General features: G+C 68.6%; 12 protein-coding genes and 1 pseudogene. 9 read left to right on the top strand and 4 right to left on the bottom strand.

Features of this window, described 5'->3' with window-relative positions:
- Positions 1 to 60: 60 nt before the first annotated feature.
- From JKL49_RS14695 to JKL49_RS14680, 4 genes and pseudogenes are all read right to left on the bottom strand, one after another.
- Positions 61 to 501, bottom strand: a complete 441-nt coding sequence (locus tag JKL49_RS14695; protein ID WP_215341368.1) for a group III truncated hemoglobin — start codon at positions 499 to 501, stop codon at positions 61 to 63.
- Positions 502 to 546: 45 nt separating this feature from the next.
- Entirely contained in the window at positions 547 to 888 is a 342-nt protein-coding gene (locus JKL49_RS14690) for a c-type cytochrome (protein WP_215341367.1), read from the bottom strand.
- 26 nt (positions 889 to 914) lie between these two features.
- Positions 915 to 1,612, bottom strand: a pseudogene (locus JKL49_RS14685) (alternative oxidase).
- A gap of 91 nt (positions 1,613 to 1,703) precedes the next feature.
- Complete coding sequence (locus tag JKL49_RS14680) at positions 1,704 to 1,958, bottom strand: hypothetical protein (protein WP_215341366.1); 255 nt, start codon at positions 1,956 to 1,958, stop codon at positions 1,704 to 1,706.
- A 134-nt stretch (positions 1,959 to 2,092) separates the two neighbouring features.
- On the opposite strand from JKL49_RS14680, the gene ccoN reads away from it, so the two are divergent.
- The 9 genes from ccoN to hemN are packed head-to-tail and all read left to right on the top strand — an operon-like array spanning position 2,093 to position 11,293.
- The gene (ccoN, locus tag JKL49_RS14675) at positions 2,093 to 3,751 is read left to right on the top strand and encodes a cytochrome-c oxidase, cbb3-type subunit I (protein ID WP_215341365.1); all 1,659 of its coding nucleotides are present in this window, start codon (positions 2,093 to 2,095) and stop codon (positions 3,749 to 3,751) included.
- Positions 3,752 to 3,757: 6 nt separating this feature from the next.
- Positions 3,758 to 4,501 carry a cytochrome-c oxidase, cbb3-type subunit II gene (ccoO, locus tag JKL49_RS14670; RefSeq protein WP_215342829.1) on the top strand — a complete coding sequence of 248 codons (744 nt, stop codon included), beginning with the start codon at positions 3,758 to 3,760 and terminating at the stop codon, positions 4,499 to 4,501.
- Positions 4,498 to 4,677 carry a cbb3-type cytochrome c oxidase subunit 3 gene (locus tag JKL49_RS14665; protein ID WP_215341364.1) on the top strand — a complete coding sequence of 60 codons (180 nt, stop codon included), beginning with the start codon at positions 4,498 to 4,500 and terminating at the stop codon, positions 4,675 to 4,677. Before ccoO ends, JKL49_RS14665 begins: the two co-directional genes overlap by 4 nt.
- The gene (ccoP, locus tag JKL49_RS14660; RefSeq protein WP_215341363.1) at positions 4,664 to 5,530 is read left to right on the top strand and encodes a cytochrome-c oxidase, cbb3-type subunit III; all 867 of its coding nucleotides are present in this window, start codon (positions 4,664 to 4,666) and stop codon (positions 5,528 to 5,530) included. The genes JKL49_RS14665 and ccoP overlap by 14 nt, the downstream gene beginning before the upstream one ends.
- Before the next feature lie 6 nt (positions 5,531 to 5,536).
- The gene (ccoG, locus tag JKL49_RS14655) at positions 5,537 to 7,033 is read left to right on the top strand and encodes a cytochrome c oxidase accessory protein CcoG (RefSeq protein WP_215341362.1); all 1,497 of its coding nucleotides are present in this window, start codon (positions 5,537 to 5,539) and stop codon (positions 7,031 to 7,033) included.
- A complete protein-coding gene (locus JKL49_RS14650; protein ID WP_215341361.1) occupies positions 7,030 to 7,515 on the top strand; it encodes a FixH family protein in 486 nt (161 codons plus the stop codon). Before ccoG ends, JKL49_RS14650 begins: the two co-directional genes overlap by 4 nt.
- Positions 7,506 to 9,677 carry a heavy metal translocating P-type ATPase gene (locus tag JKL49_RS14645; RefSeq protein ID WP_215341360.1) on the top strand — a complete coding sequence of 724 codons (2,172 nt, stop codon included), beginning with the start codon at positions 7,506 to 7,508 and terminating at the stop codon, positions 9,675 to 9,677. Before JKL49_RS14650 ends, JKL49_RS14645 begins: the two co-directional genes overlap by 10 nt.
- A complete protein-coding gene (gene ccoS / locus JKL49_RS14640; protein WP_215341359.1) occupies positions 9,674 to 9,868 on the top strand; it encodes a cbb3-type cytochrome oxidase assembly protein CcoS in 195 nt (64 codons plus the stop codon). Before JKL49_RS14645 ends, ccoS begins: the two co-directional genes overlap by 4 nt.
- A gap of 30 nt (positions 9,869 to 9,898) precedes the next feature.
- A complete protein-coding gene (hemN, locus tag JKL49_RS14635; RefSeq protein ID WP_347340390.1) occupies positions 9,899 to 11,293 on the top strand; it encodes an oxygen-independent coproporphyrinogen III oxidase in 1,395 nt (464 codons plus the stop codon).
- Positions 11,294 to 11,303: the final 10 nt, after the last annotated feature.

Raw genomic sequence — 11,303 nt, 5'->3', positions numbered from 1 at the left:
GGCGCGGTAGGTGTTTCGCCGCGTTATTCGAGTCCTACCGGGCCCACCAGCGCGCTTCCATCAGCTGTGCGAGGCCCGCAAGGGTGGCAGGTCTCCGCGGCGTGCGGCGATGCCGAGCTGCAGGCTCTGGGCGATCATTTCGGACTTGGCGACAAACAGGGCCGCGGCGTCCGGCGGACAGAGCTTCTCGGCGCTTTGCCGGAAGAGGTTCAGCCAGCGCGTGAAGTGGGCCGGCGTGATGTCGGGCAGGGCCGCGTGGGCGGCCATCGGCGATCCCTTGAACCGTCCGGTCATCAGCAGCACCGAGGACCAGAAGTCGCAGAGCTTGGCCAGGTGAGGGTGCCAGTCGTCGCCGACCTCGCGGTTGAAGATAGGCCCCAGAATCGGATCGGCGCGGATGGTGGCGTAGAAGCCGTGGACCAGGTCATGGATCATCGGCTCGGTGACGCCGGCGGGGACGCCGGGGCCATGGCGCGACGGAACGGGGGACACCGTGATCACGCCTACTGCTCGTCCTGACTGGATATGGACCCGTCGCCGGTGGCCCTAATGCGGGTCGGTGGGTCGTTCCAGGCTGTTGATATAGGCCACCACGTCCTGCACCTGGTCGGCGTGAATGTTGATCGGCGGCATGGCGTAGTGTCCGGTCTCGGCGATATCGGCCAGCCGGCGCTGCAGGGTGAGGGGGACATAGCGCCCCGCCAGGATCCGGAACGGCGGCGCCCGCGGGTTGGGGCTGGTTCCCGCCGGCTCAATCATGTGGCACGCGGCGCAGACCCCGGCGGCCAAGGTGTAGCCTCGGGCCTGGGCGGCCAGCAGGGGATTGTCCGCGGCCGTCGCGGCGGCCGGCGCCGCCAGAAGGATCAGAACAAGCAGGCCTGTACGCATGGTCAATCCTTCCGGGCGGCGGGCCATCAGGCCGCGGTCTTCCAATGGGGCGTCAGTTCGACGTGGGGCGGGCAGGGGGCGACGGCGCCGAGGGGCAGGCCGATCAGGTCATTGGCGAACCCGTGGTTCACGTCGCGGTGGTGCGCCTCGTCGGCGCGGACCACCAGGACCACGTCGCGAAGGGTCGCGGTGGCCGGCAGGTTCCAGTAGCGGATGGCGAGCGCGGGCGCCGGCACATTGGGCGAGCGGCCTTCGTCGATCTCGGCCAGATAGTGGGTGTAGCTGATCACCGCCTCTTCCTCGAAATAGCCCACCAGCCTGTGCGCGGTCTTCGGAGCGATCAGGTAGAGGCCGAAGAAGAACAGGTAGAAGACCCACTGGGCGGCGATCACCATGAACCGCTCGAAGGCCGTCGGCTTGCAGACCTCGATGAAGGTCATCAGGTGCATGCGCTCGTTCTCAGCCTCGTCCATCAGGGTGCGGATCCAGCCCCGGTCGTCCTCCATGCGGCGAAGGCACTTCGGTGGTTGAGGGTCGCCCCCACCATGCCGGGCACGGCGGCCACCGTCTCCAGCACCACGGCGCGGTGGCCATAGCGCTTGGCGAAGAAGGTGTCGGCGAACAGCCGCAGGAACTTGGTGGCCCCGAGCGCCACGCGGTCGGACAGGTTGGCGGGCGGATAGTGGATGCTCAGGTCAACCAGGGGCGGGGCGGCGAGGGTCATGACGAACTCCAAAACGACGATGCCCCAGACCTAGGCCCGGCGACCGGTCGCCGAAATTCAGGAGCGCTCCCTAGGGGGGACTACGGAGGCTCTACCTTGCCCGCGCCCAGACCGGGGTGAGGCGCCCGCGATGGGCTTGCCAGGCCGTCACGGCGGTCATGGCCAGCAGCGGCGCCACATAACAGGCCCAGCAGTGGCCGCCGTCCGAGGGGCCGCACATCGGCCCGCGCAGGGCGGTCAGCCACATATGGACGGCGGCGATCGTCCCGGTCACCAGGGCCGAGGCGCCGAGCAGGGCGGCGGCCGCCAGAAGGGGAGAGGGACGGGGGGAGGCGGGCTGCGCCATGTCTTTAGCTCCGGCCGGAGATCGGCTTGACCCATAAGAGACTGCGACGGTTTGACGGCCTTGATCTCGGTCAAAGCCCTCCGCCGCGATCCACGCCATTGCGGACCCAACTTCGCAGTTTGGGTCGGGGATCGATGACACAACTATCTGTCCAACATGATGAGGGCGCGCCGTTCGACGTGGTGCTGCTCTACATCTTCACAGGGGTGGGGGCCTTCACGGCGCTGCTTGCCGCGGCCTTCACCCAGGACCCCCTGTTCCGCTTCCACAGCTACATCTTCCTGGCCGCCTTCGTACTGGCCGCCGGGGTGATGACCGCGGGGGTCGCCTACGGGAAGTTCCGCTCCCAGCCCACGCGCTACGCCGACGGCGTGATCCGGGCGGGCGTCGTGGCCACCATGTTCTGGGCCATTGTCGCCATGCTGGCCGGTGTGCTGATCGCCGCCCAGGTGACCTGGCCCAACATCTTCTACTTCCCCGAGGCCGGCTGGTTGAACTTCGGCCGCCTGCGCCCGCTGCATACCTCCGGGGTGATCTTCGCCTTCGGCGGCAACGCTTTGATCGCCACCTCCTTCTGGGTCGTCCAGCGCACCTGCCGCGCCCGTCTGGCCGGCGGCGTCGCCCCCTGGTTCGTGTTCTGGGGCTATCAGCTGTTCATCGTCCTGGCGGCCACCGGCTACCTGGCCGGGATCACCCAGTCGAAGGAATACGCCGAACCCGAGTGGTACGTGGATCTCTGGCTGGCCGTGGTCTGGGTCGCCTATCTGCTGGTCTTCCTAGGCACCATCTGGAAGCGCAAGGAGCCCCACATCTACGTGGCCAACTGGTTCTATCTGGCCTTCATCATCACCGTGGCGATCCTGCACATCGTCAACAACATGGCCTTGCCGGTGGGCCTGCTGAACCACCGCAGCTACTCGCTCTATTCGGGGGTCCAGGACGCCCTGGTGCAGTGGTGGTACGGCCACAACGCCGTCGGCTTCTTCCTCACCGCCGGCTTCCTGGGGATGATGTACTATTTCGTGCCCAAGCGGGCCGAGCGGCCGGTCTATTCGTACCGCCTGTCCATCGTCCACTTCTGGTCGCTGATCTTCATCTACATCTGGGCGGGCCCGCACCACCTGCACTATACGGCCCTGCCGCAGTGGACCCAGACCCTGGGGGCCACCTTCTCGATCATGCTCTGGATGCCCTCCTGGGGCGGCATGATCAACGGCCTGATGACGCTCTCGGGCGCCTGGGACAAGCTGCGCACCGATCCCGTCATCCGGATGATGGTGGTGGCCCTGGCCTTCTACGGCATGTCCACCTTCGAGGGCCCGCTGATGAGCCTTCGGGAGGTCAACGCGCTCTCCCACTACACCGACTGGACCATCGGCCACGTGCATTCCGGCGCGCTGGGCTGGGTCGGCTTCATCTCCTTCGGAGCCGTCTACTGCATGGTCCCGTGGCTGTGGAAGAAGGACAGGATCTACTCCAACACCCTGATTGAATGGCACTTCTGGATCGCGACGACGGGCATCCTGCTCTACATCGCCGCGATGTGGGTCTCCGGGATCATGGAGGGCCTGATGTGGCGCGAGTACACGCCGCAGGGGTTCCTGGCCAACAGCTTCGTCGAGACCGTCGCAGCCAAGCACGTCGAGAACATCATCCGCACGGTCGGGGGGCTCATGTACCTCTCGGGCGCGGTGATCATGTCCTACAACCTTTGGCGGACCATCAGGATGCCGGGTCATGAGGCCCAGCCTCAAGGCCTGGCCTCGCTGCCCGCCCTCGCGGCGGCGGCGTAGGGGGCCCTGACCATGTGGAAAAAACACGCCAACTTCGAGCGTCACTCGCTCTGGATGATCATCGGCATCGTCGTCGTCGTCTCCATCGGCGGCCTCGTGGAGATCTCGCCGCTCTTCTACCTGGAGAGCACGGTGGAGAAGGTCGACGGGATGCGTCCCTACACCCCCCTCGAGCTTGAGGGCCGCGACATCTACATTCGCGAGGGCTGCTACGTCTGCCACTCGCAGATGATCCGCCCGCTGCGCGACGAGGTCGAACGCTACGGCCACTACAGCCTGGCGGCCGAGAGCATGTACGACCACCCCTTCCAGTGGGGCTCCAAGCGCACCGGGCCCGACCTCGCACGGGTCGGCGGCAAGTATTCCGACAGCTGGCACAAGGACCACCTGACCGATCCGCGTTCGGTGGTGCCGGAGTCGGTGATGCCGCCCTACGCCTTCCTGCGCGACAAGGACCTCGACTACCGGGACGTCCAGGCCAAGCTCTCGGCCATGACCCGGGTGGGCGTCCCCTATACCCAGGACCAGATCGACCACGCGACGGATGATCTGGAGGCCCAGGCCGATCCCTTCGACAGCCGGGCCACCGCCCTGAAGAAGCGCTACGGCGCCAAGATCGCCCAGCGCGATTTCGACGGCGATCCGGACCGGCTGACCGAGATGGACGCCCTGATCGCCTATCTGCAGATGCTGGGCGGGCTGGTGGACTTCCGGACCTATCACGCGGAAGACCCGGAGAACCAAAGATGAGCGGCCTGTCCTACGAGGCGGTCGCCCGCTTCGCCCAGCAGGGGGGCACCGTCTACTTCGGCGTCCTCTTCTTCATCGGGGTGATCTACGCCCTCTGGCCCCGTCACAACGAGACCTTCAAACGCCTCGCGGCTCTGCCGCTGGAGGACAGTGAGGACGACCATGTCCAACCGTGAAACCGACGAACATTCCGGCGTCGAGGACACCGGCCACGAGTGGGATGGCATCCGTGAGCTGGACAATCCTCTGCCCCGCTGGTGGCTCTACATCTTCTACGGCTGCATCGTCATCGCGGCGATCTACTGGGTGCTGATGCCGTCCTGGCCGGGGATGCATTCCTACGCCAAGGGCGTGCTGCATCAGTCCGACCGCGTCGAAGTGGCCAAGCAGCTGGAGACCCTGCAACACCTGCGCGGGGCCGAGGGGGCGATGCTGCGCACAGCGTCTCTGGAGACCATCGAGTCCGATCCTAAGCTGCAGGCCTACGCCCTGGCCGTCGGTCAGTCGGTGTTCGGCGACAACTGCGCCACCTGTCATGGCGTCGGCGGCACGGGGTCCAAGGGCTACGCCAACCTGCGCGACGACGTCTGGCTCTGGGGCGGCAGCCTGGAGGATATCCAGCACACCATCCAGGTAGGGGTGCGCTCCGACAACCCGCACGCCCGCCAGTCGCAGATGCCGTCCTTCGGCCGTGACCAGATCCTGCAGCCGGCTCAGATCGACGATCTGACCGAATACGTGGTCGCCCTCTCGCGGCGTCCGGCCAATGCCGCCGCCGTGGCGCGAGCCGCCCCTGTGTTCGCCGAGCAGTGCGTCGCCTGTCACGGGCCGCAGGGGAAGGGCAATGTCACCCTGGGGGCGCCCGACCTGACCGACGCCGACTGGCTGTACGGTCCTGAACGGACGGACATCCGCGGCCAGATCTGGAACGGCCGTGGCGGGGTGATGCCGACCTGGGAGGCGCGCTTCAGCCCAGAGACCATCAAGGCGCTGGCCGTCTACGTCCATGCCAACGCCGGCGGTCAGTAGCCCGCCATGACCGTCGTCATTGATCGGACCAAGCCCGAAGCTCCCAAGACGGGGCCTGTCTCGGCTGCGGCCACGGCGCGAGCCAAGGGGTTCACCCTGGGCCTCTACAAGCCCCGGACCCCGATCTATCCCAAGCTGGTCCACGGCCAGTGGCGGCGGATCAAGTGGATCCTGATGATCGTCATGCTGACGATCTACTACGTCACCCCCTGGATCCGGTGGGAGCGCCCCGGCGCCCTGCCGGACCAGGCGGTGCTGGTCGATTTCGCCGGTGGGCGGTTCTACTTCTTCGGCATCCAGCTCTGGCCGCAGGAGGTCTATTTCATCACCGGCCTGCTGGTGATGGGGGCCCTGGCCCTGTTCCTGGTCAGCGCCCTGTTCGGCCGGCTGTGGTGCGGCTACGCCTGCCCGCAGACGGTCTGGACCGACCTCTTCATCTATGTGGAGCGCGCCTTCGAGGGCGACCGCAATGCCCGCATGAAGCTGGACGCCGCGCCATGGTCCTTCGACAAGGCCTGGCGCAAGATCGGCAAGCACGCTGTCTGGCTCGCCATCGGCTTTGGGACCGGCGGGGCGTGGATCTTCTACTTCCACGACGCGCCCACCCTGATCACCCACTTCTGGATCGGCCAGGCTCCGGCCACGGCCTACATCTTCTGCGCCCTGCTGACCGCGACCACCTACGCCTTCGCCGGCTTCATGCGCGAACAGGTCTGCGTCTATCTCTGCCCGTGGCCGCGCATCCAGGGCGCCATGCTGGACGAGCACTCCCTGCAGGTGACCTATCTGCGCGACCGGGGCGAGGCCCGCGGGCCCCACAAGAAGGGCCAGACCTGGGAGGGGCGCGGCGACTGCATCGACTGCCACGCCTGCGTCGTCGTCTGCCCCATGGGCATCGACATCCGCGACGGTTCGCAGCTGGAGTGCATCAACTGTGGCCTTTGCATCGACGCCTGCGACGAGATCATGGACAAGGTCGAGCGGCCGCGCGGCCTGATCGCCTATGACACCGATGCGGCGGTGGCCGCCCGCGAGATGCGGCAGACGCCGGTTTACAAGCTGCTGCGACCCAGGACCGCCTACTACGCTGTGGCCCTGACCCTGGTGAGCGGCCTGATGATCTGGGGCCTGACCCACCGCAGCGCCCTGGACGTCCACGTCCTGCGGGACAGAAACCCGATGTTCGTGCGCCTGCACGACGGGGCCATCCGCGACGGTTACACCCTCAAGATCGCGAACCGTGGCTTCGAGGCGCAGGACGTCCAGGTGGCCTTCGCCGGGCCGGTGGGCGCCAAACTGCGCACCCCAGGCGACAAGGCGGCCGGCGAGACCCTCAGCGTGCGTGTGGAGCCCAACCAAGTCCGCGCCGTGCGGGTGTTCGTCACCGTCCCGGCCGCCGCCATCGCGGCGCCCAACATGCCCGCCGTCTTCGCGGCGCGGGCCGGGCGCGACGCCATGACCGTCAAGACCAACTTCCTCTCGGGAGCCGCGAACGCGCCATGACCGACATCCCGCACAAGCCCTTCCAGTTGAACGGCCTGCACGTCCTGGGCATCTTCGTGGCCTTCTTCGGCGTCATCATCGCGGTGAATGTCGGGTTCACGGTGATGGCGATCCGCACCTTTCCCGGCGAGGTCTCGCGCACACCCTACGAGGACGGGGTCGCCTACAACGCCAAGCTCGCCCAGCTTAACGCCCAGGAGCGCCTCGGCTGGCGCGCGGCCGCGCAGGCCGGGGACGACGGCGCCGTGGTGGTGACCTTCCGGGACCGGACGGGCCGTCCGGTGAGCGGGCTCAAGGTCGCGGTGAAGCTTGAGCGCCCGGCCACCGAGACGGGCCGCAAGAACGCCTTCCTGGCCGAGACCGCGCCCGGAATCTATGCGGCCCGGCCCGGCGGCCTGAGCGGGGCCTGGGACATGAGCCTGGTGGCGCACGACCGCGCCGGCGCGCGCTTCGAGGCCGAGCGGCGGCTGACATGGCGCTGACCTACGACGCCGCGCCGGACTATTCGGCCTTCCTGAAGCCCGCCAAGGACGGCGGGGCCACCTTCGACCTGTTGGTGAAGGGCGCGCGCTGCGCGGCCTGCATGGCCAAGATCGAGACCGGGGTGGCCGCCCTCCCGGGGGTCCGCAGCGCCCGCCTGAACCTCACCAGCGGCAAGCTGTCGGTGGCCTTCGAGGGCCGGTCCGGCGATCCCGGCCGGGTGATGTCCACCCTGGAGAAGCTGGGCTACGAGTCCGCGCCCTACGATCCGGGCCAGGCCGCCGCCGCCCAGGACCGTGAGGGCCGCCGGCTGACCCTGGCGCTCGGCGTCGCGGCCTTCGGGGCCGGCAACGCCATGATGTTCTCAGTGCCGATCTGGGCGGGCCTGTTTGGCCAGGAGTTGGGTCCGGCCGCCCTGATCATGATGCAATGGGCGAGCGGCCTGATCGCCACCCCCTGCGCGATCTATGCCGGCATGCCCTTCTTCCAGTCGGCCTGGCGCTCGCTGCGGGTGGGACGCGCCAACATGGACGTGCCGATCTCCATCGGGGTGATCCTGACCCTGGGGATCAGCTTCGCCGAGACCCTGCTGCACGGCCGAGACACCTATTTCGACGCCGCTATTTCGCTGCTGTTCCTGCTGCTGATCGGGCGCTGGCTGGACCACAAACTGCGGAGCAAGGCCCGCGGCGCGGCCGCCGATCTGCTGGCCATGCAGGCGCCGGCCGCCACGGTCCTGACCGCCGACGGCGTCCAGCATCGCCGGCCCCTGGCGGAGATCGCGGTGGGGGATCTGATCCTGGTTCGGCCGGGCGAGCGCCTGCCGGTGGACGCCCGCATCGAGGCAGGCGTCTCCGAACTCGACAACGCTCTGCTCACCGGGGAGTCGCGGCCCGTCGCCGTCGCCCCCGGCGCGCTGTGCAAGGCCGGGGCGCTGAACCTGTCGGGCCTGCTCACCGTGCGCGCCCAGGCCCGCTCCGACGATTCCGCCGTGGCCGCCATCGCGCGGCTGGTGGAGGCGGGCGCGCAATCGAAGTCCCGCTATGTCCGTCTCGCCGACCGCGCCGCGGCCATCTATGTGCCGGTGGTTCACACCGCCGCGGCCCTGACCTTCGTTCTGGGCTGGGGGTTAGGCCTTGGCCCGCGCGAGGCGCTGCTGCGGGCGGTCGCGGTCCTCATCATCACCTGTCCCTGCGCCCTGGGCCTGGCGGTTCCGGCCGTGCAGGTCGCCGCCTCGGCGCGACTGTTCCGCAGGCAAGTGCTGGTGAAGTCCGGCGCGGCGCTGGAGCGGCTGGCCGAGGTGACCCACGTGGTCTTCGACAAGACCGGGGTCCTGACCCTGGGTCGGCCGACCCTCATCGATCCGATACCGTCGGCCGTGGCCCTGGCCGCCCCCCTTGCCCGGGCCTCGTCCCATCCCCTGGCCCGCGCCCTGGCGGCGCAGGACGGCAGGACGGAGCTGGCCGAAGATGTGGTGGAGACCACCGGCCAGGGCGTGGAAGGCGTGATCCACGGCCGCCGCGCCCGTCTCGGCCGGGGGTCCTTTGTTGGGATCGAGGACGCGTCGGGCTCGGAAACCGAGCTGTGGTTCGCCTTCGAGGGGGACACCAAGATCCGCTTTCAGTTCGCAGACACCCTGCGTCCCGATGCGCGCCAGACCGTCGACGCCTTGCGGGCCCGTGGACTGAGCGTCGAAATTCTCTCCGGCGATCTGCCGGGCGCGGTGGGCGCGGTGGCCGAGGCCCTGGACATACGGCAGTGGCGGGCGGGCATGACGCCGGCCGACAAGGCCGCCTGGGTCGAGAGCCTGGCCACGGTGGGCCACAGGTCCCTGATGGTCGGCGACGGCCTGAACGACACCGCCGCCCTGGCCGTCGCCCACGCCGCCATGGCGCCCGGGACGGCGTTGGACGCCAGCCAGAACGCGGCCGACCTGGTCTTTTCCGGCGAAGGCCTTGGCGCGGTGGTCACGGCCATCGACGTGGCGCGCGCCGCGCGCCGCCGAGCCCTGGAGAACTTCGGCTTCTCGGCGCTCTACAACCTGATCGCGGCGCCGGCCGCCATGCTGGGCCTGATCAATCCCTTTGTCGCGGCCCTGGCCATGTCGGGCTCATCCCTGGTGGTGACCCTCAACGCCCTGCGCATGCACAAGGCCGGCCGATGACCATCTTCTTCCTCCTGGCGCCCTTCTCGGTGTTGTTGGCCCTGCTGGGGCTCTGGGGGTTCTGGTGGACAGTGCGCAGTGGGCAGTACGACGACCCGGCCGGCGACGCGGCCCGCATCCTGATCGACGACGATGACGCCGGCCCGCCGGCTTTGATCCAGGTCAGGGCGCGAGAGGTCGATCCCGGCTGAATGGGCGGACCGCTATTCGGAGACCGCCCCGTGACCTCGCCTTCCGTCCTGCACGCCCCCAAGCCCGTGACTCTGGCCCTGAATGAGCTGATCGCCAGGTACGATGGCCGCGCCCCGCGCTACACCAGCTATCCGACGGCGGTGCAGTTCACGCCCCAGGTCGACGCGGCGACCTATCGCGGCTGGCTGGCGGCGCTGCCGCCGGCCGATCCGGTCTCCCTCTATCTGCACATCCCGTTCTGCGCGCGGCTCTGTTGGTACTGCGGCTGCAACACCCGGGCGGTGAACCGCCATGAGCCGGTCAGCGACTATGTCCAGCATCTGATCGCCGAGGCGGCCCTGTTACAGGACGCGCTGCCGGGCCGACTGCCGGCCAACGCCATCCACCTCGGGGGCGGCACCCCCAACATGCTCGCGCCGGGGGAGATGGACGCCATCTTCGGCGCGCTTCGTCGCATCTTCGACATCGCGCCCGACGCCGAGGTCGCCGCGGAACTGGACCCGGCCGTGCTCACCCGTGACTGGGTCCGCTCAGCGACCTCCCACGGCCTCTCGCGCGCCAGCCTGGGCGTCCAGAACCTGTCGCCCGAGGTGCAGGCCGCGGTGAACCGCCAGGAGAGCTTCGAGGAGATCGCCCAGTGCGTGGCCTGGCTGCGCGAGTTCGGGGTCGGCTCGATCAATCTCGACCTGATGTACGGCCTGCCACACCAGACCACGGTCAACACCCTGGCCACGATCGACAAGATCGTGACCCTGCGGCCCGAGCGCCTGGCCTTGTTCGGCTATGCCCATGTGCCCTGGATGAAGGCGCACCAGCAGCTTCTCGATGAGGCGGCGTTGCCGGGGGCCGCCGAGCGTCTCGACCAGAGCGAGGCCGCGGCCGAAAGACTGGTCTCGGAAGGCTATGTCCGCATCGGCCTGGATCACTTCGCGCTCCCCACCGACAACCTGGTGACCGCCCAGCGGGAAGGCCGGCTGCGCCGCAACTTCCAAGGCTACACCACCGACAGCGCCCAGACCCTGCTGGGCCTTGGCGCCTCCTCGATCGGCAGTCTGCCCCAGGGGCTGGTCCAGAACATCGCCCAGGAGCTGCCGTGGCGAAACGCGGTGGCCGCCGGCGACCTGCCGATCGCGCGGGGGGTTGCGGTCACGGGCGAGGACCGTTTCCGGGCCGAGATCATCGAGCGGCTGATGTGTGACCTTGCGGTCGACCTAGCCGCCGTGTGCGGGCGCCACGGCCGGACCATGAGCGATCTGACCGATGAGCTTGCGGCTCTGCGGGCGTTCGCCGACGACGGCCTCGTGGTGAGGCAGGGGGAGCGGCTGTCCGTCACCGACCTGGGCCGCCTGGTGGTCAGATCCGTCTGCGCGGTGTTCGACACCTATTTCGCGCCCGAGGCCGGGCGGCACTCAAGGGCCCTTTAAAGAGTGGGGC

It is taken from the genome of Phenylobacterium glaciei (assembly GCF_016772415.1).
GTDB lineage: Bacteria > Pseudomonadota > Alphaproteobacteria > Caulobacterales > Caulobacteraceae > Phenylobacterium > Phenylobacterium glaciei.
This window is presented reverse-complemented; position numbering and strand designations above follow the sequence as displayed.